The organism is Lonepinella sp. MS14435 (assembly GCF_042485795.1).
In the GTDB taxonomy this organism is placed as follows: domain Bacteria; phylum Pseudomonadota; class Gammaproteobacteria; order Enterobacterales; family Pasteurellaceae; genus Lonepinella.
Genome location: NZ_CP169368.1, coordinates 40,831 through 67,141 on the forward strand (window position 1 = coordinate 40,831; position 26,311 = coordinate 67,141).

The 26,311-nt window shown below is 37.6% G+C and carries 28 protein-coding genes; 2 read left to right on the forward strand and 26 right to left on the reverse strand.

The annotated features are described in order from the left end of the window. The first annotated feature begins 15 nt into the window (after positions 1-15). Complete coding sequence (locus tag O1Q80_RS00205; protein ID WP_386687863.1) at positions 16-768, forward strand: esterase family protein; 753 nt, start codon at positions 16-18, stop codon at positions 766-768. Between the two features lie 121 nt (positions 769-889). Here O1Q80_RS00205 and O1Q80_RS00210 read toward each other — a convergent pair whose 3' ends face one another. The 7 genes from O1Q80_RS00210 to rpsP form a co-directional block, all read right to left on the reverse strand. Then, on the reverse strand, positions 890-1,711 hold the full coding sequence (locus O1Q80_RS00210; RefSeq protein WP_386694989.1) for an alpha/beta hydrolase: 822 nt from the start codon (positions 1,709-1,711) through the stop codon (positions 890-892). 88 nt (positions 1,712-1,799) lie between these two features. Further along, positions 1,800-3,167 (reverse strand): L-serine ammonia-lyase, encoded by a 1,368-nt coding sequence (locus tag O1Q80_RS00215; protein WP_386694991.1) that lies wholly within the window; start codon positions 3,165-3,167, stop codon positions 1,800-1,802. A gap of 79 nt (positions 3,168-3,246) precedes the next feature. Then, a complete protein-coding gene (locus O1Q80_RS00220) occupies positions 3,247-4,491 on the reverse strand; it encodes an HAAAP family serine/threonine permease (protein ID WP_386694993.1) in 1,245 nt (414 codons plus the stop codon). Between the two features lie 221 nt (positions 4,492-4,712). Further along, positions 4,713-5,063, reverse strand: coding sequence for a 50S ribosomal protein L19 (rplS, locus tag O1Q80_RS00225; RefSeq protein WP_386687870.1), 351 nt, complete (start codon positions 5,061-5,063; stop codon positions 4,713-4,715). A gap of 44 nt (positions 5,064-5,107) precedes the next feature. Next, positions 5,108-5,884, reverse strand: coding sequence for a tRNA (guanosine(37)-N1)-methyltransferase TrmD (gene trmD / locus O1Q80_RS00230; protein ID WP_386694995.1), 777 nt, complete (start codon positions 5,882-5,884; stop codon positions 5,108-5,110). A 48-nt stretch (positions 5,885-5,932) separates the two neighbouring features. Beyond that, positions 5,933-6,460 carry a ribosome maturation factor RimM gene (rimM, locus tag O1Q80_RS00235; RefSeq protein ID WP_386694997.1) on the reverse strand — a complete coding sequence of 176 codons (528 nt, stop codon included), beginning with the start codon at positions 6,458-6,460 and terminating at the stop codon, positions 5,933-5,935. 28 nt (positions 6,461-6,488) lie between these two features. Next, the gene (gene rpsP / locus O1Q80_RS00240) at positions 6,489-6,737 is read right to left on the reverse strand and encodes a 30S ribosomal protein S16 (protein ID WP_386687876.1); all 249 of its coding nucleotides are present in this window, start codon (positions 6,735-6,737) and stop codon (positions 6,489-6,491) included. Positions 6,738-7,085: 348 nt separating this feature from the next. Between rpsP and O1Q80_RS00245 the strand changes: the two genes are divergently transcribed. Continuing rightward, on the forward strand, positions 7,086-8,114 hold the full coding sequence (locus tag O1Q80_RS00245) for a glycosyltransferase family 9 protein (protein WP_386694999.1): 1,029 nt from the start codon (positions 7,086-7,088) through the stop codon (positions 8,112-8,114). A gap of 75 nt (positions 8,115-8,189) precedes the next feature. On the opposite strand, the gene rplQ is transcribed toward O1Q80_RS00245, so the two are convergent. The 19 genes from rplQ to O1Q80_RS00340 all read right to left on the reverse strand — a co-directional run bounded on the left by rplQ (position 8,190) and on the right by O1Q80_RS00340 (position 26,216). Next, a complete protein-coding gene (rplQ, locus tag O1Q80_RS00250; RefSeq protein WP_386687880.1) occupies positions 8,190-8,576 on the reverse strand; it encodes a 50S ribosomal protein L17 in 387 nt (128 codons plus the stop codon). 40 nt (positions 8,577-8,616) lie between these two features. Then, positions 8,617-9,606: a DNA-directed RNA polymerase subunit alpha gene (locus O1Q80_RS00255; RefSeq protein WP_386687882.1), complete on the reverse strand. Its 990-nt coding sequence runs from the start codon at positions 9,604-9,606 to the stop codon at positions 8,617-8,619. 31 nt (positions 9,607-9,637) lie between these two features. After that, positions 9,638-10,258 (reverse strand): 30S ribosomal protein S4, encoded by a 621-nt coding sequence (gene rpsD / locus O1Q80_RS00260; protein ID WP_386687884.1) that lies wholly within the window; start codon positions 10,256-10,258, stop codon positions 9,638-9,640. A 29-nt stretch (positions 10,259-10,287) separates the two neighbouring features. Continuing rightward, on the reverse strand, positions 10,288-10,677 hold the full coding sequence (gene rpsK / locus O1Q80_RS00265; protein ID WP_132302881.1) for a 30S ribosomal protein S11: 390 nt from the start codon (positions 10,675-10,677) through the stop codon (positions 10,288-10,290). A 17-nt stretch (positions 10,678-10,694) separates the two neighbouring features. Beyond that, positions 10,695-11,051 (reverse strand): 30S ribosomal protein S13, encoded by a 357-nt coding sequence (gene rpsM / locus O1Q80_RS00270; RefSeq protein WP_386687887.1) that lies wholly within the window; start codon positions 11,049-11,051, stop codon positions 10,695-10,697. Between the two features lie 141 nt (positions 11,052-11,192). Continuing rightward, positions 11,193-11,306 carry a 50S ribosomal protein L36 gene (gene rpmJ / locus O1Q80_RS00275; protein ID WP_005759601.1) on the reverse strand — a complete coding sequence of 38 codons (114 nt, stop codon included), beginning with the start codon at positions 11,304-11,306 and terminating at the stop codon, positions 11,193-11,195. Positions 11,307-11,336: 30 nt separating this feature from the next. Next, positions 11,337-12,662 carry a preprotein translocase subunit SecY gene (gene secY, locus O1Q80_RS00280; RefSeq protein WP_386687890.1) on the reverse strand — a complete coding sequence of 442 codons (1,326 nt, stop codon included), beginning with the start codon at positions 12,660-12,662 and terminating at the stop codon, positions 11,337-11,339. Between the two features lie 7 nt (positions 12,663-12,669). Further along, positions 12,670-13,104 carry a 50S ribosomal protein L15 gene (rplO, locus tag O1Q80_RS00285; protein WP_386695001.1) on the reverse strand — a complete coding sequence of 145 codons (435 nt, stop codon included), beginning with the start codon at positions 13,102-13,104 and terminating at the stop codon, positions 12,670-12,672. 4 nt (positions 13,105-13,108) lie between these two features. Then, entirely contained in the window at positions 13,109-13,288 is a 180-nt protein-coding gene (gene rpmD, locus O1Q80_RS00290) for a 50S ribosomal protein L30 (protein WP_132302876.1), read from the reverse strand. A 6-nt stretch (positions 13,289-13,294) separates the two neighbouring features. Beyond that, positions 13,295-13,795, reverse strand: coding sequence for a 30S ribosomal protein S5 (rpsE, locus tag O1Q80_RS00295; protein WP_132302875.1), 501 nt, complete (start codon positions 13,793-13,795; stop codon positions 13,295-13,297). A gap of 14 nt (positions 13,796-13,809) precedes the next feature. Then, entirely contained in the window at positions 13,810-14,163 is a 354-nt protein-coding gene (rplR, locus tag O1Q80_RS00300) for a 50S ribosomal protein L18 (protein WP_386687895.1), read from the reverse strand. Positions 14,164-14,176: 13 nt separating this feature from the next. Continuing rightward, positions 14,177-14,710 (reverse strand): 50S ribosomal protein L6, encoded by a 534-nt coding sequence (gene rplF, locus O1Q80_RS00305; RefSeq protein WP_386687897.1) that lies wholly within the window; start codon positions 14,708-14,710, stop codon positions 14,177-14,179. Positions 14,711-14,726: 16 nt separating this feature from the next. After that, on the reverse strand, positions 14,727-15,119 hold the full coding sequence (rpsH, locus tag O1Q80_RS00310) for a 30S ribosomal protein S8 (protein ID WP_132302872.1): 393 nt from the start codon (positions 15,117-15,119) through the stop codon (positions 14,727-14,729). 37 nt (positions 15,120-15,156) lie between these two features. Next, entirely contained in the window at positions 15,157-15,462 is a 306-nt protein-coding gene (gene rpsN, locus O1Q80_RS00315) for a 30S ribosomal protein S14 (protein WP_132302871.1), read from the reverse strand. A 12-nt stretch (positions 15,463-15,474) separates the two neighbouring features. Beyond that, positions 15,475-16,014 carry a 50S ribosomal protein L5 gene (rplE, locus tag O1Q80_RS00320; protein ID WP_133545470.1) on the reverse strand — a complete coding sequence of 180 codons (540 nt, stop codon included), beginning with the start codon at positions 16,012-16,014 and terminating at the stop codon, positions 15,475-15,477. A gap of 17 nt (positions 16,015-16,031) precedes the next feature. Beyond that, the gene (gene rplX, locus O1Q80_RS00325; protein WP_386695003.1) at positions 16,032-16,343 is read right to left on the reverse strand and encodes a 50S ribosomal protein L24; all 312 of its coding nucleotides are present in this window, start codon (positions 16,341-16,343) and stop codon (positions 16,032-16,034) included. A 14-nt stretch (positions 16,344-16,357) separates the two neighbouring features. After that, positions 16,358-16,729 (reverse strand): 50S ribosomal protein L14, encoded by a 372-nt coding sequence (gene rplN / locus O1Q80_RS00330; protein ID WP_132302868.1) that lies wholly within the window; start codon positions 16,727-16,729, stop codon positions 16,358-16,360. A 119-nt stretch (positions 16,730-16,848) separates the two neighbouring features. Further along, positions 16,849-23,061, reverse strand: coding sequence for a DEAD/DEAH box helicase (locus O1Q80_RS00335; protein ID WP_386695005.1), 6,213 nt, complete (start codon positions 23,059-23,061; stop codon positions 16,849-16,851). Continuing rightward, positions 23,058-26,216: an STY4851/ECs_5259 family protein gene (locus O1Q80_RS00340; RefSeq protein ID WP_386695007.1), complete on the reverse strand. Its 3,159-nt coding sequence runs from the start codon at positions 26,214-26,216 to the stop codon at positions 23,058-23,060. The genes O1Q80_RS00335 and O1Q80_RS00340 overlap by 4 nt, the downstream gene beginning before the upstream one ends. Positions 26,217-26,311 lie beyond the last annotated feature (95 nt).

Sequence of the window (26,311 nt, forward strand, 5' to 3'; positions counted from 1 at the left end):
AAGGAATAAAATAAAATGCATTTTGAGAGAAGAAGTCAGTGGAGCGGTGAATTAGGGCGGGAGATGTCCTTTAACGTGTATGGTCACACGGGTAAACCAGTGGTCGTGTTTCCGTCATCTGGTGGTAATCAGAACGAATATGGTAACTTTGGTATGATTGATGCTTGTCGCTCTTTTATTGAACGAGGCTTAATTAAATTCTACACACCAGATTCCTATGATAACGAGTCGTGGTTAGCCACATGGAAAAGTGGGCATGATATGGCATTAGCTCATAATGCTTATGATCGTTATATTATACATGAATTAGTGCCACTCATTCGTCACGAATCACAATGGGGTGGTCCTATGATTGCCACTGGCTGTAGCATGGGAGCATTCCATGCGATTAACTTTGCATTACGTCATCCTGATTTATTTGATACAGCTATTGCATTAAGTGGTGTGTATGATGCACGTTTTTTTACTGGTGATTTTGGTAGTGATCAAGCCGTATATTTCAATTCACCAATTGATTATATGGCAAATCAACAAGATGAATGGTTCTTAGAACGTTATCGTAGAAATCATTATATAGTGGCAGTTGGTCAAGGTGCTTGGGAAGAACAGCATATTGCAGACACTGCTCGCTTACAACAGGTTTTTGATAACAAAAGTATTAGTGCTTGGTTCGATTTTTGGGGCAGTGATGTGGATCATGACTGGCCTTGGTGGCGAGTACAAATGCCATTCTTCTTAGGTAAGTTAGAAGAACAAGGAATTATTTAATTGAACTCAATTTAACCCTGTAATCACAGGGTTATGAGTAACTACATTTTATACAACGCATAGTAATCATTACTATGCGTAACCTAGTGTCAAAACTAAATCTTTTCTTTTTTTCACCGCACTATTCAATTAATGAGAACTGTAAAAACTCCACAAAATGGTTTGCCCAGTGTTTCTCATGGTGGATTTCATTTGCCATAATACGTAAACGAATATTATCTACCGAATGTCCTGTTCTAATTAACCCTTGATAGTAACGTAAAGTACAATCAATATAAGCCTGATTCATATTCGAAATATATCGTGCATCTACATCATCACCTTCATTTGTTCCGACTTGAATGAAAACTCGGCTGGCTCGGTCAATGGGATGTTGATGGGTAAAGTGGAGGAAATCACCTTCGCAAAACCAAGATGCTAAAGAGAACACGCCTAAATGTCCAAAAATATGAGGATAAGCAGACCCCATATAAGCCGTGATAATACCGCCCATTGAACTACCCGCCAATAGCGTATGCTCACGCTCTGGTTTAGTGCGATAATGGTGATCTATGAAAGGCTTAACCGTGTTTACTACCCAGTCGCCATATTCACCACCTTTTCCTCCAGTATTACGATCTTGTGCGGTATGCCCAACACTGGCTTGCCAAGGTGAATATTCATCTAATCTGGCGGTTCCTGCATTATCAATACCCACAATAATGAGTTTTGGAAATTCCTTATGGCGTTTAATAGTCGGAATAATTTTCCATGAATAGCCCGAATAAGATTCTTTGCTATAAAAAATATTTTGCCCATCGTGCATATAAACCACAGGGTAATGTTGCCAGTGATCTTTATGATAGCCTTTAGGCAGTAACACACGTACTCGACGGTGGTGATCGTAATAGGGAACATATAAAAAATGTTCTTCCATTTTTAAATAAAAACGTTCCGGAACCATGTATTTTCCTTATCTCTTAATATAAAAGTGCGGTTATTTTAAAACAAAAAAGAGAAGATGAGTATCTTCTCTTTTTACCCATGCTGAATTAATCACAAATGACTTTTATCGCCAAACCACCTTGTGATGTTTCTCGGTATTTAGAATTCATATCTTTACCTGTCTCATACATAGTTTCAATCACTTTATCCAAGGTTACTCGAGGATTGGTTGTGCGGCGTAGTGCCATACGACTAGCATTAATCGCTTTCACCGAAGCAATCGCATTACGTTCAATACAAGGTACTTGTACTTGACCCCCCACAGGATCGCAGGTTAAACCTAGATTATGTTCCATAGCAATTTCAGCTGCAATACAAACCTGTTCTGGGCTACCGCCTAAAATCTCCGTTAAACCAGCTGCTGCCATAGAGCAAGCTACACCAACTTCACCTTGACAACCTACTTCAGCTCCAGAAATTGAAGCATTCATTTTATATAATGAGCCGATCATACCACAAGCCAGTAAGTAACGTTCGATAATTTCTTGGCTAATCGGTGAAATGAATTTCTCATAATAGGATAATACCGCAGGAATAATCCCACAAGCTCCGTTGGTTGGTGCAGTGACTACCCGACCGCCAGCGGCATTTTCTTCATTAACAGCTAAAGCATACATATTCACCCAATCAATAACTCGCATAGGATCATTTGACAAGTTAGTATTAGCTTGCAACATACGATATAAAGTTGCCGCACGTCTTGGCACTCTTAATGGTCCAGGTAAAATCCCCTCGGTATGTAAACCACGTTCAATACAGGCTTGCATAGTATTCCACACTCGGAATAAATGTTTTTCGGTCGCTTCTTTACCATTCAGAGCAATTTCATTTTCCATCATTACCGTGGAAAATGCTAACCCATTTTCCTTACAATGTTTCAGAATATCTACTGAATTTTGGTACGGAAAAGGTATATCAAATTTTTGTTTTTGTTCTTGACCAAAATGTTCTTCATCCACAATAAATCCACCGCCGATAGAATAGTAGATTTTCTGATAGATAACAGAATTTTGAGCATCAAGTGCGGTGATTTTCATGCCATTTTCGTGCAAAGATAAAAATGTCTGATGAAAAAGCATATTTTCATCAAAATTAAATTCTACTATTTTCTTACCTTGAGCAATCGGTAACACTGCTGTTTTCTTTAATTCAGCAATAAATCTAGGAATTAACTCAATATCCACATCATCAGGCAAATAACCCGCTAACCCCATAATAATGGCAGTGTCAGTATTATGACCACGCCCAGTCATTGACAATGAACCATAAACATCCACATGAATTTTGTTCACTTGTTCAAAGAAATTCTGGAAAATTAAATCATCAATAAATTGCTTACCCGCTTTCATTGGTCCAACGGTGTGTGAGCTAGACGGACCAATACCCACTTTAAACATATCAAATACGCTAATCATATCATTCTTCTTATAAGAGAAATTCCCTTTTTCAATTTACGAAAAGGGGAATTTAAGGATTGGCATTTTAGCCTAATCTTTAAAATAGTCCATAGACAACCGCAGAAATTGCAATTAACCCCATTACTGTCACAAACACATTACTGAATTTACCTTGATAGCGTTGCATTGCTGGCACTTTACGAATCGCATACATTGGCATAATAAATAAAATCATAGCAATAATCGGACCGCCTAAGGATTCAATTAAGCCTAAAATACTTGGATTAATCACAGCAACGCCCCAAAGTGTTAATAGGAAGAATATCGCTGTAGCATAATTCAGTTTTTTACGATTAATTTGTTTGTTATCCGTCATTTTAATATAAAGTCCTTCCAAACCTTCACGAGCACCTAAATAGTGACCAAAGAATGAACTGGTAATTGCAAAGAAAGCAACTAATGGACCAAAATAAGAAATATACGGATTATCAAATTTATTGGCTAAGAAAGATAAAATACTGATATTTTGCTCTTTCGCCAAAATTAATTCTTCTGGGGTCAAAGTGAGAACACAACTAAACACAAAGAACATCACGAAAATCAACAACATGGTAGATGTGCCTTTTAAGGTTTGACTTGCATATTGTTCTGCCAAAATTGGATCTTGATATGCACGTTGTTGTGATTGAGAAAATGCCGAAATTGCAGGTGAATGATTGAATGAGAAGACCAGCACGGGGATAGTAATCCAAAGTGTAGTAATAAAACCGCTCATAGTAGGCATTTCTTGTAACATTGCTCCATTCCATTCAGGAATCAAATAAATAGATAACGCGAAAAGAATCAATACCAACGGATAAACTAACCATTCAGTAAGTTTTAACATTACTCGTTCATTCATCAGCATGATGGAAATTAGCACAGCGATTAACACGAAAGAAAGTAATGCACGGTTCGGCGAAGCCATGCCTAATTGATGTACAATAAAAGAATCAACCGTATTAGTAATCCCATTACCATAGATTAGTAAAATTGGAAAAATCGCAAAGAAATATAATAAAGTAATTAATTTACCTGCGGTTTTACCAAAGTGTTCTTCTACCACTTCGGTAATGTCGCTCCCTGGTTTAGAAGAAGATAAAACAAAACGAGATAAACCACGATGTGCCAAATAAGTCATCGGACCGACTAAGACCGCCATACTCACTAATGGCCAAAAACCAGCCCGACCAGCATTAATTGGTAAAAATAATACTCCTGCTCCGACAGCGGTACCAAATAAATTAATCATCCAAGCAATATTAAATTTAGTCCATTTCATCGAATATTGATTTGCAGACATACAAACTCCTTAACGTCCTTATATAGTTATTAAAAATTAATTCGTGCGTATAATATTCCGAAGATTACGGAATTCCAGAAATAAATATCGAAAATGTGATCTAGTTAAAAGATTTAGATGCTATTTGCCTAAATTTTTAACAGAATAAATATAAATGTTGGAAATAAAAGCAAAAAGGCTTGGGAATCCCCAAGCCTTTGAATTGAACTAAAATCTTAAAATTACGCACCCAAACGTTCTTTGATACGTGCAGATTTACCTGAACGCTCACGTAAGTAGTAAAGTTTCGCTTTACGTACCGCACCTTTACGTTTCACAGTAATGCTGTCAATCGCAGGTGAGTGAGTTTGGAAAACACGCTCAACGCCAGTACCGTTTGAAATTTTACGTAAAGTAAATGCACTGTGCAAGCCACGGTTACGAATTGCAATAACCACGCCTTCGAATGCTTGCAAACGTTTTTTAGAACCTTCAACAACCCATACTTTCACTTCTAATGTGTCACCAGGACGAAAGCTCGGGAGGTTTTGTTTTAATTGTTCATCTTCAAGTTGTTTAATGATGTTGCTCATTTTTTAGACCTTTTTTAATACTAGAATTAACTGATTAAGCTGTTTCAGATTGCCTCTTGTTCAGATTTAATTTGTTTCAGCAGTTTCTTTTGTTCGTCAGTCAGAGCTAGTTTTTCCAGTAGCTCAGGGCGGCGTAACCACGTTCGCTCAAGGGATTGTTTTAATCGCCATTTGCGAATTTCTTCGTGATTGCCTGATATCAGCACAGGTGGCACAGTGAGTTCGTCTAACACATCTGGTCGGGTATAATGTGGGCAATCCAACAATCCTGTAGCAAATGAATCTTCATCTGCAGAAGCTTGTTTGCCTAGTACCCCAGGGATAAATCGTGCAACAGCGTCAATCAACGTCATTGCAGGTAATTCCCCACCAGTGAGAACATAATCGCCGATTGACCATTCTTCATCAATTTCCGTTTGAATCAATCGTTCATCAATGCCTTCGTAACGTCCACACACCAAAATGAGTTGTTCATTTTGTGCTAGTTCTTTTACCCCAGCTTGATCGAGTTTACGTCCTTGCGGTGAAAGATAAATGACTTTAACTTTGTTGTCATCAGTCTTTTTACCGCTTGTGTTATACATATTTGCTTTTGCTTTAGCTTGGTGAATAGCGTCCCGTAAAGGTTGCACCATCATTAGCATGCCTGGTCCACCGCCATAAGGGCGGTCGTCCACAGTTTTGTGCTTATCAAAAGTAAAATCTCTTGGATTCACACATTGCACATTCAGCAAATGCTGTTTAACTGCTCTACCTGTTACCCCAAATTCTGTAATTGCTTTAAACATTTCGGGAAACAGGGTGACGATCCCTATAAACATAAATTTCCCCGAATATTACGACTTAAAAGCGCCACAGCGTACCTGAGATTAGAAACCAGCGTCCCAATCCACTTCAATCGTCTTTGTGGTGAGATCGACTCTTTTAACTACTTGTTCATATAAAAACGGAATCAACCGTTCTTGTTTGCCGAACGCATCTTTGTGAGTGGCTTTAACCACTAAGACATCATTAGAACCTGTTTCCATCATTTCGGACACTATCCCCATTGCATAGCCTTGTAAATTGATCACTTGGCAACCGATCAAATCGTGCCAATAATAATCGCCGTCTTCCAATGTTGGAAAAACTGACAAATCGACACCAATTTCCACGTTAGCAAGGGTTTGAGCCACTTCACGATCATTGACATTTTTTAATTTAACTATCAGCTCGTGATTATGATGTTTCCAACTTTCTAATTCTGTAGCTTGCCACTGTCCTTTGATTTTCAAAAACCAAGGTTGATAAGCAAAGATATTTTCAGCGGATTCGGTAGATGAATAAATACGTAACCAACCACGAATACCGTAAGTCGAGCCTAATTTGCCCACTACTTCAATACGTTGCTGTTCCATATTAATCACCTATACTCAAATCGTTTAATTATGCTGCTTTTTGTGCTTCTTTCACCAAAGAAGAAACACGATCAGACAGGCTTGCACCTTTTTCTAACCACGCATTAACACGATCTAAATCTAAACGTAAACGTTCAGCCTTACCCGTTGCTAATGGATTGAAAAAACCTACACGCTCAATGAAACGACCGTCACGTGGTGAACGGCTGTCAGCGACAACGATTTGATAGAATGGGCGTTTTTTAGCTCCGCCACGAGATAAACGAATGGTTACCATAACCTTCCTCTAATTATTTAATAATAAAAGAAAACCTACATCGAAGGAGTAGGAATGCTTACTTTTTTCTCTGTATATATAGACAAAAAGCCTGAGAATTATACATTTTTTTATTAAAAAAGCAAGGGGAAAAACAATAGTAACAACATGGAACCCAATCAATCCTGCACTGACGTACAGGGCTAAGCATGGTAACGCCACGCTGTGGCTAATCTATGTTGTTAAGATGCGAAGCATCGTTACTTGCTTAACTTTGTACGTCAGTGCAGGGTAAATCCCAATATCACGCTGTGGCTTGCCGCTTTATTTAGGGTTATAATAACTTAAACAATCTTTTAGGAAAACCTTATGCAAAATCTTCTCGTTATCCGCAACGATAAAATCGGTGATTTTATACTGATTTTCCCAGCTTTAGCTTTGCTTAAACAATCGGCTCCTCAGATCAAAATTACAGCGTTAGTACCTAATTACACAGCTCCATTAGCGGAACTCTGCCCCTATATTGATGAAATTATTATTGCTGACAAGAATAAAAAAAATTCGTCAGAATTTCACCGCACTTTGAGCCAAATCAAGCAGAAAAGATTTGATGCTGTCATTAGCTTTGTGTCCAATTGGTATAACGCCAAATTAACTTGGCAATCGGGCATTAAATATCGCCTTGCTCCAGCCACGAAATTATTTCAATATTTATATAACCATCGCTTAACCCAACGTCGCTCCCGTTCAGAAAAAGCAGAATTTCAATATAATATGGATTTAGTTTATCAATTTTTGCAAGATCATCAAATTACCGCTATTGAACCACAACCACCTTATTTAAATTTGGATAAAACTGCGGTACAAAATCAACGAATTTTATTAAGCCAACAATTAAACCTTGTGCCAAATAAAAAATGGTTGTTTGTACATAGTGGCACAGGGGGATCGGCAAATAGTTTATCGTTAAATCAATATGCAGAGTTAATTAATGGCATTTTGGCAGAATTTGATTGTCATATTGTGCTAACTGCTGGTCCAAACGAAAGCGAAAAAGCCCATCAATTAGCAGAAATAGTGAACAACAAAAATATCGTTATTTACGATAAAAATAATGGTCTGCAGGATTTTACTTATTCTTTAGCTTGTGCGAATTTATTTATTGCGGGATCGACAGGTCCCTTACATATTTGCGGTGCATTGAATATTCCAACAGTGGGATTTTACCCGAGCCGTTTATCCGCTATTCCACGCCGTTGGCGACCAATTAATCAAGCCGACCGTCATATTGCCTTTTGTCCGCCGTTTAGAAAAGAAGTAGAAAAAAATCTGACAGTGATTTCTATTCAGGATTGTTTGGTAGAGATTATCCCATTTATTAAACAACAGTGGCAATAATGGTACCAGAAGGTGTATATAGTAAACAAATAAAAAAGCTCACTTCTTAGTGAGCTTTTAATTTATCATTACAAATTATTCCGCAACAGCTTCAGCTGCCACTTCGGGACGATCAACTAACTCAATGTATGCCATTGGTGCGTTATCGCCTGCACGGAAACCACATTTTAAGATACGAGTGTAACCACCTGCACGCTGAGCAAAACGTGGACCTAATTCATTAAATAATTTTGCAACAGTTTCAATGCTGCGTGTACGAGCAAAAGCTAAACGGCGATTTGCTACGCTGTCTATTTTTGCTAATGTAATTAACGGCTCAACTACACGACGTAATTCTTTCGCTTTTGGCACAGTTGTCTTAATGATCTCGTGACCAATTAAAGAACTTGCCATATTACGGAACATCGCTTGGCGATGACTACTATTACGGTTTAATTGACGACCACTCTTACGATGGCGCATGACCTTATCCTTCTCAGAAAAATCTTAACCTAATTAACCATTAATCTTCAGCAATACTTGCTGGTGGCCAATTTTCAAGGCGCATACCAAGTGATAGACCACGAGAAGCGAGTACATCCTTAATTTCAGTAAGAGATTTCTTACCAAGATTAGGTGTTTTTAATAACTCAACTTCAGTACGTTGGACTAAATCACCGATATAATGAATTGTTTCTGCTTTCAAACAGTTAGCAGAACGAACTGTCAACTCTAAGTCATCAACTGGACGTAATAAAATCGGATCAAATTCCGGTTTTTCTTCCTTGACTTCTGGCTGACGAACATCTCGCAAATCAACGAATGCATCAAGCTGTTCCGCTAAAATTGTTGCAGCACGACGAATTGCTTCTTCTGGATCAATAGTGCCGTTTGTTTCTAACTCAATAACTAACTTATCTAAGTCGGTACGCTGTTCAACACGTGCTGCTTCTACATTGTAAGCAATACGATCAACAGGACTATAACAAGCATCTACTAACAGACGACCAATTGGACGTTCTTCATCCTGAGCATGTACACGAGCAGAAGCAGGAACATAACCTCTACCACGTTGTACACGAATACGCATATTAACAGATGCATTTTCATCGGTTAAATGACAAATTACATGATCAGGATTTACGATTTCTACATCACCATCATGGGTAATGTCAGCTGCAACAACAGGGCCAATTCCAGATTTGTTTAGTGTCAGAAATACATCATCTTTATTCTGAACTTTAACCGCTAGGCCTTTTAAGTTTAGAAGCACTTCAAGAATATCTTCTTGAACACCCTCTTTACTACTGTATTCATGCAATACGCCTTCAATTTCTACTTCAGTGACAGCACAACCTGGCATTGAAGATAAAAGAATACGACGCAATGCATTACCTAGAGTATGGCCAAAACCACGCTCTAACGGTTCTAAGATCACTTTAGCGTGTGTTGAGCTGATTTGCTCAATATCCACTAAGTGTGGCTTTAAAAATTCTGTAACAGAACCCTGCATTTTATCCTCTCTTTGCTTGTAAGCTTAACTATTATTTAGAGTAAAGCTCAACGATCAGATGTTCATTAATGTCTGCTGATAAATCAGAACGTTCAGGAACACGTTTGAACACACCTTCCATTTTAGCAGAATCAACTTCTAACCAAGTTGGTTTTTCTTTTTGCTCTGCTAATTCCAATGATGCTTTGATACGAGCTTGCTTTTTAGATTTCTCACGCACAGCAATCACATCATCAACGGAAACTTGGAAAGATGGGATATTTACAACACGACCATTTACAACAATCGCTTTGTGACTCACTAATTGGCGAGCTTCTGCACGAGTGGCAGCAAATCCCATACGATAAACAACGTTATCCAAGCGACCTTCTAATAATACTAATAAATTCTCACCAGTATTACCTTTTAAGCGGTTCGCTTCTTTATAATAATTACGGAATTGACGTTCTAAAATACCGTAGATACGGCGAACTTTTTGTTTTTCACGTAACTGACTACCATAGTCAGATAAACGTGGTTTGCGAGCACCGTGTTGACCAGGTGCTGTATCAATTTTACATTTAGAATCGATAGCACGCACGCCTGATTTAAGAAATAAATCAGTGCCTTCACGACGGCTTAGCTTGAGTTTTGGACCCAAATATCTTGCCATTTTCTTTCTCCAATTATCCTAACGTCAAATTAAACACGACGTTTTTTCGGTGGACGACAACCGTTATGAGGAATCGGAGTCACATCTGTAATGTTCGTGATTTTGAATCCTGCTGCATTTAATGCACGGATTGTTGATTCACGACCTGGACCCGGACCTTTAACCATAACTTCCAAGTTCTTTAAGCCAAATTCTTTGACAACTTCAGCACAACGCTCTGCTGCAACCTGTGCGGCGAACGGAGTGGATTTACGAGAACCACGGAAACCTGAACCACCTGCGGTTGCCCACGCTAGAGCATTACCTTGACGGTCAGTAATAGTCACGATTGTATTATTGAAAGATGCGTGAATGTGAGCTACGCCATCTACAACTTGTTTTTTTACACGTTTACGTGCACGAACTGGTGTTTTAGCCATTTAATCTTTACCCCGACTTATTTTTTGATCGGCTTACGTGGACCCTTACGGGTACGCGCATTAGTTTTAGTACGTTGACCACGTACCGGTAAACTACGACGGTGGCGTAAACCACGATAACAACCTAAGTCTAATAGACGTTTGATGTTAAGTGTTACTTCACGGCGTAAGTCACCTTCAACGGTAAATTTACCAACTTCGTCACGCAGTTTATCAATCTGCTCTTCAGACAATTCTCTGATCTTAACGCTTTCAGCAATACCAGTCGCAGCACAAATAGCTTGTGCACGGGTTTTACCGATACCATAAATTGCTGTTAAAGCGATTACAGTATGTTTATGATCAGGAATGTTAATGCCTGCAATACGGGCCACTATGCACTCCTATTTTTTAACTAATTTGGTATATTGATCTTGAAAAGCCCGTTTTCAGGATACTCAAACAATATACCAAGGACATAAATGAGCTGAGCAGTATAACTGCTCAACTGGTTCTTTGCAAGAAAAAATTATCAATTAACCTTGACGTTGTTTATGTTTAGGGTCGCTACATAATACACGAACAACACCTTCACGTTTCACAATTTTACAGTTACGACAAATTCTCTTTACGGAAGCACGAACTTTCATTGCTTATCCTTTCTTTATAAAATGGACAAATTACTGTCCAAAACCTTTAAGGTTTGCCTTTTTCAAAGCAGATTCATATTTAGTCGACATTAAATGACTTTGAACCTGCACGATGAAATCCATAATTACCACTACAACGATTAACAAGGAAGTACCGCCAAAATAAAATTGGACATTCCAAGCTGATGTCATAATATAAGGAACTAAACATACGAATATAATATAAAGACCACCCACTAAGGTAAGACGGGTCATAATTTTATCTATATAACGAGATGTTTGTTCACCTGGTCTAATTCCTGGGATAAATGCTCCAGATTTTTTCAAATTATCGGCTGTATCACGCGGATTAAATTGCATTGCAGCATAGAAAAAGCTAAAGAACATAATCGCTGCAGCATAGACAATCAAATAAATTGGCTGACCTGGCTGTAACATTAACGATAAATTCGTTAACCACTCAAGGCTAGAACCTTCACCAAACCATGATGTTATTGTTGCAGGAAACAAAATAACACTTGATGCGAAGATAGCTGGAATAACACCTGCCATATTTACTTTTAATGGTAAATGTGACGATCCTCCACCTAATATTTGACGCCCTTGTTGACGCTTAGCATATTCTACTTTTACTCGACGTTGTCCTCGTTCAACGAATACAACGAAATAAGTCACAGCAAAAACAACTACGGCAATCAATAAAAGAACTAATGGATGCATTTGCCCTTGACGCGCCTGCTCAATAGTTTGACCAATAGCAGCTGGAAGACCAGCTACGATACCTGCGAAGATGATTAAAGAAATACCGTTACCAATCCCACGCTCAGTAATCTGTTCACCTAACCACATTAAGAACATAGTTCCTGTGACAAGACTAATTACTGCTGTAAAATAAAAACCAAAGCCTAAATTAGGCACTAGTCCTGGCAACATACTTGGTAAACCAGTTGAAATACCTATCGCCTGTAACGTGGCAAGCCCTAACGTTGTGTAACGCGTGTACTTACTCATTTTACGGCGACCAGATTCACCTTCTTTCTTCAACTCATTTAATGCAGGATAAACCGTGGTCAGCAACTGAATAATAATTGATGCCGAGATATACGGCATAATACCCAGAGCAAAAATTGACGCACGGCTCAATGCACCACCAGAGAACATATTAAACATTTCAATGATGGTGCCTTTTTGCTGTTCAATTAATTGAGCTAACACGGCCGCATCAATACCAGGAACCGGAATGAAAGAACCAATACGGAAAACGATTAGTGCACCTAATACAAAAAGTAATCTACTTTTAAGTTCACCTTTACCGCTTTGAGTACTTCTACTTTGATACCCTGGTTGCTTAGCCATCTGTTAATTATTCCTCGATTGATCCACCAGCAGCTTCAATCGCTGCTTTCGCACCCTTAGTTACACGTAAACCACGAACAGTTACTGTACCTTTGACTTCACCCGCTAAAATAATTTTAACAAATTGAATATCTTTAGTGACTAAGTTCGCTGCCTTTAATGAATCTAAAGTGACAACATTACCTTCTACTTTAGTTAAATCATTCAAACGAATTTCAGCGGTTACGGCTGCTTTCATTGAAGTAAAACCAAATTTTGGTAAACGACGATATAAAGGCATTTGACCACCCTCGAAACCGCGACGAACACCGCCACCAGTACGAGATTTCTGACCTTTATGACCACGTCCACCAGTTTTGCCTAGACCTGAACCAATACCACGACCTAAACGCTTAGCACTGTGCTTCGCACCTTCAGCCGGAGATAGAGTATTTAAACGCATTCTCTTACTCCTCCACTTTAACCATATAAGAAACTTGGTTAATCATACCACGAACAGAAGGTGTATCTTCTAGTTCTACAGTATGACGAATATGGCGAAGACCTAAACCTTTTAATGTGGCTTTATGCTTCGGTAAACGAGCAATTGAGCTACGAGTTTGAGTTACTTTAATAGTTTTAGCCATAATCCATTACCCCAAAATTTCATCAACGGTTTTGCCACGTTTTGCAGCAACCATCTCTGGTGATTTCATATTTGCGAGTGCATCAATTGTTGCACGCACAACGTTAATTGGGTTGGTTGAACCGTATGCTTTAGATAGAACATTACGTACACCAGCGACTTCTAATACTGCACGCATTGCACCGCCTGCGATGATACCTGTACCTTCGCTTGCTGGTTGCATAAATACACGAGAACCAGTATGAACACCTTTCACTGGGTGTTGTAATGTACCTTCATTTAAAGCTACGTTAATCATGTTACGACGTGCTTTTTCCATTGCTTTTTGGATTGCTGCTGGAACTTCGCGTGCTTTACCATAACCAAAACCGATACGACCATTACCATCACCTACTACTGTCAAAGCAGTAAAGCTCATAATACGACCACCTTTTACAGTTTTTGATACACGGTTTACCGCGATTAGCTTCTCTTGCAGTTCACCAGCTTGTTTTTCGATGTTTGACATCTCAATTTCCTCTATTAGAACTGTAGACCAGCTTCACGAGCAGCGTCCGCTAAAGATTGGACACGACCATGATATTTAAAACCAGAACGATCGAAAGCAACGTCTTTCACGCCTTTCGCTAATGCACGCTCAGCAACGGCTTTACCCACTACTGCAGCAGCATCTTTGTTACCGGTATATTTTACTTGCTCACTAATTGCTTTTTCTACTGTAGAAGCAGCGGCAAGCACTTCTGAACCGTTCGGTGCAATCACTTGTGCGTAAATATGACGCGGAGTGCGGTGAACGACTAAACGCGTTACACCTTGCTCTCTCATCATATGACGAGCACGAGCTGCACGACGGATACGAGCTGATTTCTTATCCATAGTGTTACCTTAATTATTTTTTCTTGGCTTCTTTAGTACGTACAACTTCGTCCGCATAACGAACACCTTTACCTTTATAAGGTTCTGGTTTACGGTATGCACGAATATCTGCAGCCACTTGACCGATTAATTGTTTGTCAGCACCTTTCAACACGATTTCGGTTTGAGATGGACATTCTGCAGTAATACCTGCTGGTAAAGTGTGCTCGACAGGGTGTGAAAAACCTAAGCTCAAACCAACTACGTTGCCTTTTACTTGTGCTCTATAACCCACACCGACGAGTTGTAATTTTCTTGTGAAACCTTCGGTAACACCAATAACCATTGCATTAACCAACGCACGTGCAGTACCTGATTGTGCATTTGCACCCACACTACCATCACGTGGTGCGAAAGTTAATGCACCATTATCTTGTTTAACTTCAACTGAGTTATGAATAGTACGAGTTAACTCACCATTCTTACCTTTCACTGTTAATAGCTGGCCGTTAAGTTTAACCTCAACACCGGCAGGAACAGTTACGGGTGCTTTTGCAACACGAGACATTTTTCCTACCTCTCCATTAAGCTACATAACAGATGATTTCGCCGCCTAAACCCGCTTGACGAGCAGCACGGTCAGTCATCACACCTTTAGATGTAGAAACCACAGCAACACCTAAACCACCCATTACTTTTGGTAATTCGTCTTTACGTTTGTAAATACGAAGACCTGGACGGCTTACACGTTGGATACTTTCTACAACTGGTTTACCTTGGAAATATTTTAATGTAATTTCCAATTCAGGTTTTACACCTTCTAAAACTTTTACGCTTTCAACGTAACCTTCTTCCGCTAACACATTGGCAATAGCCACTTTTAGCTTGGATGAAGGCATACTGATCGCAACTTTGTTCGCAGCTTGACCGTTACGAATACGGGTCAACATATCTGCGATTGGATCTTGCATACTCATTGTGCTTTATTCTCCGATTCCAATATAAAGTGGTACATTACCAACTTGCTTTTTTAAGACCTGGGATCTCACCACGCATGGCTGCTTCACGGACCTTAATACGGCTTAAACCAAACTTACTTAATACGCCGTGAGGACGACCAGTTTGGCGACAGCGGTTACGTTGGCGACTTGGGCTTGAATCACGCGGTAAAGTTTGTAACTTTAACACCGCACTCCAACGATCTTCATCAGAAGAATTCACGTCAGAAATGATTTTTTTCAATTCTACACGTTGAGCATAGAACTTTTCAGCCAATTTAACGCGTTTTACATCGCGTGCTTTCATTGATTGTTTAGCCATTGATAACCTGCCTTATTTACGGAATGGGAAATTAAAGGCAGCAAGTAGTGCTTGACCTTCTTCATCATTCTTAGCTGTTGTGGTAATAGTAATATCTAAACCACGAACACGATCAACTTTATCATAGTCGATTTCAGGGAAGATGATTTGCTCACGCACACCCATACTGTAATTACCACGACCATCAAATGATTTCGCACTTAAACCGCGGAAGTCACGAATACGTGGAACAGCAATTGTAATTAAACGTTCAAAGAACTCCCACATACGTTCACCACGTAGTGTTACTTTACAACCGATTGGATATCCCTGACGGATTTTAAAGCCTGCAACAGATTTGCGTGCTTTAGTAATTAAAGGTTTTTGACCGCTAATCGCTGCTAAATCCGCTACGGCGTTATCTAGCAATTTCTTATCGGTCAATGCTTCACCCACACCCATATTCAGGGTAATCTTTTCGATTCGTGGGACTTGCATGACAGATGCGTAGTTGAATTTGTTTTTCAATTCATTAACTACTTGATCTCTGTAGTAATCATGCAGTTTCGCCATCGCATTACTCCAATTTGTTAAATAATTTCATTATTAGATTTGAAGAAACGGACTTTTTTGCCATCTTCGAATCTAAAACCTACACGGTCAGCTTTGTTAGTTGTTGGATTGAAGATCGCTACATTTGACGCATCAATTGGCGCTTCTTTCTTCACTAAACCACCCTCTTTGCCTAAAGCAGGTACAGGTTTTTCATGTTTAGTAATGATTTTAATACCTTCAACAAGAACTTTACCGTTTGGTAACACTTGAGTTACCTTTCCACGTTTGCCTTTATCTTTACCGGCAAGAACGATTACTTCATCATTTTGACGAATTTTTGCAGCCATTTCTTATCTCTCCCTTATAGTACTTCTGGTGCTAAAGAAATGATCTTCATAAACTTCTCAGAGCGAAGTTCACGCGTCACAGGTCCAAAAATACGGGTACCGATAGGTTGCTCCGTGTTATTATTTAAAATCACACAAGCATTACCATCGAAACGAATGACTGATCCGTCTGGGCGACGAACACCCTTTCTAGTGCGCACGACAACTGCTTTTAACACATCACCTTTTTTCACTTTACCACGAGGAATTGCTTCTTTCACAGTAATTTTGATGATATCACCAATAGCAGCATAACGACGGTGCGATCCACCTAGAACCTTAATACACATTACGCTACGAGCGCCTGAGTTATCAGCAACGTCTAGCATAGTCTGTGTCTGGATCATATTAGTGCTCCGTTTAAGTTAAAAACACCCTTGCGGGACGAACCTATCTACCTTAATGTAAATAGTTTGCGGATTCTAACAAAAAGACACGATAAAATCAACTGGAATTACCCGACATTCTAAAATTTAAGACATTTAAGCATCACACTTGTCGGATATTCATCATTTACAATATCAGACCCTCTATCATTTCGAATTTGATTTAATGTGCTTATTTGTCCATCAACAATATCGACAAAGCTATATTTATAAGAGCGATGATACGCATTTTCGATATGCCAATATCCCATTCCTTGATCAAAGAAAATTTGATAATGTTTTCCTGATATAAAGTACAAATCTAAAATACGTGCATGTAACGCTCCTTTATTCCCTTGTGCAATATCTAAAAACACAGAAGTAGACAGAGCCTGTGATAAGTATTTTTCAACAACACCTTGATAATCCCTTTTATTTCTCCAATTATGACGTAATAGATAAGGGCTTCTATCATCATCTCTTTTCTCAAAAACCGTTTTAATATTTATCTCACATTGCGATTTTCCAATAATAACTTTAAGAATCTCTCCTAGTAGTAGGATCATCTCTGGTGTTCTCAAATATCGATCTGAATAACAAACTCTCTCTAATGCTTCAGTTTGTAATATACTCTTAAATGTAATTTCTTGTTTCTCCAAAATTTTTCTGAATTTTTCACCAAATTTAGATAAAGGAACGTGGCTTAATTCATCACAAATTGCGAATATTTTATCCATTTCTAATGGAAAAGATTCCGAAGTTTCTCCCTCAATCATTGCTTCTTGTTCTGAGTATAAAACAATATCTTTACTATTTAACCAACTTTCACCTAATCGCACCGCAGAATCATCTCTCGTCGCCACAGTAACGCAACGTGTTCCAATGGCTGCTTGATATACAATACCCGCTTTTACTTTAGCATATTCAAATACGATCCCAAGATGTTGTAATTGAGCAAAAAAACGCAAAACGTCGGTGCTATAAGTTTGTTTCTCAATAACAAAAACAACCCGCACATCCGCTAATAATAATGGCATTATGACCGTTCGTAACGGTTCCAAAGAAATATCCCAATCTTCTGGATCACGAGATAATATAAACTTACATTTTGTCATATTTTGATTTAATAAATCCCGAAGTTTTTCTGTTAAACTCAATGGACTGTAACGTCCTCCATTGATCATCTCTTGATATTCTGGAGGTAATGCTAAGTAATGGCTAAATGAAGAACCTAACCATTCCAACGCTTTTAATCGATTAAGTTTATCAGAGTCAAAACGAGAGTCTTGCTCAAGCAAACAATGGACACAAAATGCTTCACATTGATGAGTACAATGTAATATTTTGATCATTTTTTGCAAAATTGACACTATATACCGAGGTGCAGAACTTGCAAAACCAGCCCCTCCAGCAATAGTATCAAATAATTGTAAAGCTAAACTATGCTCACCATTTAAGATAACGGGGCGAACACTGTATTGTACTTCGTCAGTTGATATTCCCAATTCTTCAGTTAATGCTCTACGTAAAGCGACAGCCAACGTCACAGCAATAACTTTATCTGCTCTATCATCCAACAATCCCTTTTCTGGACTACGTAGCACAAGTTCAAATACGTCAGTATTGGAAGAAACACCGAGATGAATATTACCTAAAATCGTCCCTGAACAATATTCTCGCTGATTTTTATTTGTTGCTTTAGGGGAATAATGTCTCCGGTCATTCTTTTCTGGATTAAGCATCGCTGGGAAACCCTCTTTTGTCATTGATTCAGCACGCCCACAACCCATACAAATAGCATATCCCTTTCCAGCAAAACCTGATGAATGGTGGAATACTTTTCCTTGGGGATCTGCTCGCATTACACCCAAATTAGGTGTTGGTAAAAATTTCATTTCCCCTTTTGCAATCACCCAAGCATTTTGAATTGGCAGGAAATGATTCTCTACAATATTATTTGATAAAGGTCGGTAATAATCTGCTACAAACCCTGTAGGTTGAATAACTTTCTTTTGATATTCTTCAGGAATGGGGGCATCACAATGCGAACAACATAATTGTCCATACTTTTCTGCTCCATCTTCATAACCAGAGGAACCACATTTGGGACAACGCCAAGCCACATCAAGTTTTTGAGCTTCTTTTGCAGTAGGCGAATAAATTTTTTGCCAATTCAAGGCAATACCAACGGAACGATACACAACACCATCTAGGGCAATATCTACTCCTGGAGCATATTCTCGGATCGCTACGGGGAGCTGTCTCGTTGGCAATGTTTTTATTTTATTTTTACTCCCATTTCCACGCTCTCTGTTATTGTGTTCAATACTATCTGTATCAAAAGATACAATATCGGTTGGAAATCCATAACCTGGTAAAAAAGAATGAGATGCTAAATAACTTAGCAGATAAGTGTCAGTCAAACGATCTAAATCTAATTTTAACTTACTATAATAATGACTTCCCTTGGTAGCTGACGCTAATTCTCTTTGTAAGTAGTGATAATTTTCTTCCCAACGTTCCCGTAAGACTTGAATATTCTCTTTTGTACGAGTACAAATACGGGAAAAAGGCATTGACTGCAATTCTGTTCCTCTAATCACCCAAGAAAGGTCTTTCTCATATTTAGACAGCGTCTTTTTATTGCCTAACCAATGCTCAAACTGTTGTGCAAATGAAACACTATTATCACCTGCCGTTCGTCCATAAAACCACTGTAAATTAAGTTTAGTACGATCTTTTTCTATACCTAAAGAACGTAAAAATTTCCCTAATAAAAAAGCATTTAAATGACGTTGAATCAATTTTTGTGAGCTAAATTCAACATAAGGTGCTGGAATAGCGGTTTCAAACGCCCATTTAGGATTTGAAAAAACCGCCTGATCGTGTGGGTTATCTTTACAAAGGGTAAAACTAATCGCTCGAGATTCTTTAGAACGTCCTGCTCGCCCCGCTCTTTGCAAATAATTTGCTGGATGTGGCGGTACATTATTCATAATTACTGCGACAATTCCCCCAATATCAACCCCCATTTCCATTGTTGTCGAGCAGTTTAGAATGTTTTTCTGACCCGCTTTGAATTTTTTTTCATATTGTTGTAACTTACTCGCTTCCTGTTGGGCAGAATGTTCTGCAACAGTATAATAACAACCTCCTTCCATCGCACTATCATTGATATCTGTCCATAAATTCTGCTCTCTTAAGACTTGAATTTCAGCATTTTGATGAATCTGTTTGCGAGTTAATTCCAATGCTTTTAAATAATCATCACCATCTTTAAATGCCCATAATTTCGGCATAGCAATTTCACGACACTTAAATTCTGCAAAGTCCGATGTTTGACTCACTTTTCTAAAAGCAGCAGGAAGATAAGGGGTAAAGCCTTTAAATGTAGTATCCAATAGTTTATTGGTAATTGGACAAATATAAGCTCTGTCAATTAACGATAATCCCACCGCATTTTGGTTATCAAAAACACCTGTGAAATCAAGATGATACTTTTTATCTGCGGAACCAATAAGAATATGGCTTGCAATTAATTGATCCCAAGCATCTTGTAACCATTTATTTAAAATCACTCTATCCCTTGCATACTTAACGTCCAATTTTGCTCCAATAGAAAGTAAATTAATTAACCGCTGCTGTTGTTCATTATTCGACTTCACCTGTACCCACGTTAATACTCTCCCTTCACTTTTATCTTGAGATGTGGGACTGATCAAACTACGCGAATAAAATGGCATACCAATCCAACGCAATGTCTCCCGTTCAATCGTTAAGAAAATATTTTGGCGAACATAAAAGTCTAAAGAAATTTTAAGAAAATCTTTCCAATCACGGAGTGAAAGACCTTTATCTTCCCAATATTCTGGTACTTTAGTAATTTTATCTAAAGCAGGATAAACTAATTTCACTAAGCCTTGAGTTTCCAAATTATTACGGTTCTTAGGGCGAACCATAAATTCTCGCAACAACAATAATCGAGCCAAACGATTCAACCCATCCGCTGAATCAAATACCTGTGGCGATAACTGACGATTTTCTTTTAACATTATCTCTGCAAGTTCTGGATCTTTGGTCAATTCACTAACAACATCTAACCAAGCTCTTGCTTTAGGTGTTATTTTATCTTCACTATTTAAATAATCTTCAATCTCCTTGATTTCCTTGTCATTTAATTCACTCAATACAGATTTGATCACTGACCAATTTGCTTTTAAATGTTCTTTTCCTAATTTATCAAAGCCATTCATCTTAGATTGTAGATGTTCAGGAAATTGTGATTTCCGTTCTACTGATTTTTTCAAACAATTCACCACAAGTCCACGTAAACGAGAACGTTCAGCATCTTGTTGCATTTTAATCGACATTTTGGCTGTACCTTGACGACTATCAGTAAAGGTAATTAACCGTCGTCCTCTATTGGGCTTAGTCAATTTATTTTCTTCTATTTCTGGACAATATTCGAGCACCGTCGGAACAAGATTCATTGAATAAAATGGCACCCCTAATAATGCTCTCCGCATCGCTTTACCATATAATCCACGTCCTGTATGACCACAAGCACAACAAGTCTGTGTATCACTATGTAATTGATAATAATCAATCCCATCATCATTCAAATTCTGAATATTTCCAAATTTATCTAATCGTTGAAGCACATATTCGGAATGAGGGTGTAATCCAAGCAACAATTCTTCATCTCGACTTACAGGCATATTTTCTGATATAGCCTCTTCATCAGCCATATCATCCGATGGATTTTCATCTAATAATGAAAATTCATCTTCCACTTTTCCTGTCCATTGCTCTAATTTCATATTGATACGACTTGCCAGTAAATGTGGTTCATTACATTCCTGACAAAAAACTAACTCAAATACGGCAGCACCACACTCACATCTTGAACGAACTTGACTATACACCTTACCAAAAGGCCATTTTTCTTTGACTAAAGAGTGGTCTTTACAAGTACAATTAGGATCAATACATGCCCATAATCCAGATAATGTTCGTTGAAAATAATGTGCTCGTAATTTTAAAAAGGCTTCTCCTTGTTCAGTTGCACGAGTAGAAGTACAAAGATCCAGCCAACGATATAATGACTGCTCATCTAAGTTTGAGAAATATTTTAATGCCGCTTCAATAGAAACGGGGTTTTTAGCAAAGATGTGTCTAATTTCTCTGGCTAAAGGTGTCTTGGCTAGAGCAACAAAACGTGCTTCCGACACTTCATTATCATTATCCAGTGTTTCCAATTCATCTAAAGTGTATGGATGATTCTCAGTAACGGGAATATCAGGAACTTGACGTTGCCCACCAATCACAGCTATCTGTGATTCTGGAATATTAGCAAGGCTGGCTAAATAACGTTTTAATTGAGATTCCGCTTCTTCACCTGCAATCGTAGCTGATGTCGCCACAAATCGTACATTTTCTGCTTTTACACCAAAAGCTAACATGACTCGGCGAAGTTGTAATGCTAATTCCGCAGCTTGTGACCCCACATAGGTATGAGCTTCATCCAGAATAATCCAACGCAATGCTCCTTGTGATTGATTAAGAATAGGTGCATCAACTTGTCGCACTAACATATACTCTAACATTGTGCCATTTGTGACTAAAATCGGGGCTGGATTATCCCGCATTCGTTCTCGAGAAAAAACTTCTTGCGGATAATTAGCCTGTAAATCTTTTACATCATCTGCATATTCTTTGGTCTGTCCATTGTATAAACAGTAACGAATTTTATCTCCAAAATAATGTGTCCACGCTTGCAAACGCTCACGTTGTGAGCTAATTAACGCATTCAAAGGATAAAGAAATAATGCCCGCACACCCATCAAGGGTTTATTGCTTTGGTTCATTTCCCGATACAGATCTTCCAAAACAGGAACCATAAAACACTCCGTTTTACCTGACCCCGTACCACTAGTAATAATTCTTGATTGTGGTGTATCAGATAAAAGATCTTTCCACGCTTTATATTGATGTGCAAAGGGCTTCCATTGTTTTTTAAACGCATATCGATTTTTATTATTTTCATCTGCATCTTGAATAACTGCTTCATTTAATGCGGTAACAATTTCCTTAGATAACAACCCTTCCGTAACAAGTTCTTCCATCGTATTTGTATGTGCTTTCCAAGCGAACATGGGTTCAAAAACAGGCTTGGTGACAAAAGGTTCTTCTTCCGTCATCTGTTTACTTAAATGATTGCGTAAACTCGGATTTGAAATACCTAAAATACTCAAAGAAGATTCTTTCGCTCGATTATTGGCTTGTTCTTTTAATGTAGCAAAATAAGGTCTCATTTTTTCTCGTTCTCCGTAAAATATTGAATCGCATACTGATATACTGGTTTAAACCAGCTATGATATTCAAATTCCATTAACTGCCTAAAATTAAAAAAATCACTTGGTTCTGTCATATTAAGCCGCTCAAGCGTTACCTTATTCACTGCCATTGCAGCAGCAAAAAAAGGCATATAAACAACAGATGAATGATAAATATTTTTTAAATTAAATGGGATATTCATTTCCCTAATCCAGCCTTGCAACTCATCAAAAAAATAGGTAGGCCAATAGGATTTATTCACATTCATTCGACACATATCATCATACCACAATGGTAATACTGTATTATTCATAAATTCTATGTCGAAATCATTCTGCTTGTCACTCTTTGTGTAATTAAAACAGCATAGAAACGCACTGATTAAATTAAACCGATTTTCTAGCAATACTTTTTGTATTTCTTCGGAGAATACATTTAATGATAACTTGAAAACATCAAACATTTCATTCCATACATCTATCGGGATAATTTCCCAAATAACATTAAATTCTTCTTGGAATTGTTTCATTGCCTTGTCAACATCATTAGCTTTCATCATAAACAATACTAATGCTCTCGTATTTTTGACAAGATATTTCCAAATTGAAAATGTTGACAATGGCAAATAATTAAAACGATTATATAACTCTTTTAAATAATCCCAACCTGAATGAGTAAAATCATTTACCATCATTTCAATCATATCTGCATAATATTGTTGATAAACAATAGGATCTTTAGTAATAACTTGTTGCAACTCTCCGTCTATTACAACATTCTCGGCACCAGAAATGAAGCAAGACCGACTTTGTATTTTTGATGTTTTTGATGTAACTACTAAACTGGGGTCAACAATATGTTCGGGTAAAACATATCCTTTGATTTCTTCATTAAATAATAAATCTTGAACATTTAAAGAAACTAATGATAACAACTGTAATTGAACGTTATCTTTTGGAATATCATCAAAATAAACAACCCCATTTTCAATTCTTGGATCGGCTGCATATAATTTAATATCTACCTGACGTAGTTGTTTACCTGACTTAGAAATAAACATCCTTGCATAATCATCTAAATTAGCTGATGAAGCAAGTAATGACAAAATTGAGTTTTTAAAATCATATAAACTAATTTCTAATGGGTTGACTACATTGAAATACTGCCATGCATACTGATTATTTTGACCATTCTTTAAAAGAATTTCATAATTCGCTGAGGTATCAATATCGGGATATAATTTTAATCTAGCTCCTAAAAGCTCGCTAATTGACAATGATTGATTGTATTTCACTTCTTTCTCATCTGCATCAAAAATTAACGCTCCAGATGATGGATAAGGAATCTCAACCAATACTGATGAGAACAAGTTAATACGCACATCTATTACCAATTTCTCAATAATAAATTGGCTTGAAACTGTTAATTCTTTTTGAAGTCCGCTTATGTTTTCTAACTGCCCCTCCACGCTACCGGTTAATATTTTCACCATAAAGGGGATAGGGCAAGTAATACGAATACGCCCTGTTCTCGGATCACTACCATTGTTTAATAACTTTATAGAAAATCCATCAGGTAAAATAGAGACTTTCTTTCTAAAAAATAACTGATTATTTTTATCCAAAACACGAACAAAATGTTCACCAAAGTTTTCAGCCAGATTGGCCGAATGATTCATATCTAAATGAAAATGTTCAGTATCATTAATATAAGGCTTACCTAAATAAATTGGTCTCCCAGATGGTGAATAATAAGGCAATGTTTTGCCGCATACTTGAACATCTCGCTTAAATACATTTTGTTTCGTTGAAATAAAAAATGCTTCCTGATCATAATAAACCCAGATATCCCCAATTAAGGATAAATATTGCCATTGTTCAGAACTATCCAATATCTCTACTTGGCTATTCTCTGCTGCTTGATAAGTCGCAGTAGAAGAAATCATAATATGAAATAATCCCGCCTCTTTCTTAACGCTTCCTAGCCCAACAAGCTCATTAAATTCATTTAAAATAAAGGGCATTTCATCTAGATTAATCTCACTTTGAGATAATTCTTCTTGATAAATAATATGCCCTTGTTGTTTAATTGCTAAATAGAGTGGGCAATTACAGACTTTACGATAAATCTCAAAAAAATCTGACTTTAATAATACTTGGATATGATTGTTTTCTGTTTTTAATGGATAACCCGATGTTAGTTCTGCCAAAGGATAATTTCCTTCATATAAGAAAAGGGTAAACCATTCGCCCTGAATGACAGAATCACTATTAAAACTAAAGTGCTTATTTAATATCAGTTCCAATTTAAACTTAACATTTTCTTTATCAATTAATTTATAAGCGAGTTCATAACGTGCTATATTTCTTGTTTTACGACTTTTTTCTTCTACTGTAGATATCAATAACCCCGCCAAAAATGTATCTGCCGTACTCTCATCAAAAGGAATTGGGAAATCTTCACGCCAATCTGCATTATGTTCATTTAAATAATTGATGGGATTTACTCTGTTGGAAAGATCATATATATCTACTAATTTAATCAACTTAGTCGCCATCTCAATGATCAATGAAAGCGTTACATCTCCCTTTAAGGCTTCGGGAAAATAAGTAAGATAGGGTAATAATAAATGATAATCTAATAAAACTTGTGGATTATAAGAATATAAAGATAATATGTTGCGGAACAGATCTTGGAAACGACTATCAGTCTGGGTCAGTAAAATATAAGGTAAACCACCTTCACGAAAAACAGAACCTAAATAACTTTTACGGTGATCATCATATTGTGCAATTTCTCGTTTCCAATAACGAAATCCGTTAATAATGATTTTACTTCGTAAATTCGCATCAATTGGCGTATCAAAGATATTATCAATCCCATCCCAACTCCACTCACCACGGTATTTTTGACGATACCATTCCGAGCCATACAAACAATACAATGCACACCAATAAAGATTATTTTGTGGCTTAAAGTGCGGAGGAAATTTTAATAATTTTTCAAACTCATAAAATTCTGCTTTCGTCACTAAATAAGTATAAAGTGGCTTACCTGAGACTTGGGACAGTCCCCGTTTAGCAAGAAATTTATTAAGATATTCAAATAGGTAATAATCACCATAAATTTCCATCTTCTTCTCCGTAAATACAATATTTTTGTCTTCATTCCGATTGTACAATGATTATTTGCAAAATTAAAGCTGACATAAGAAATACTTAGCTTATA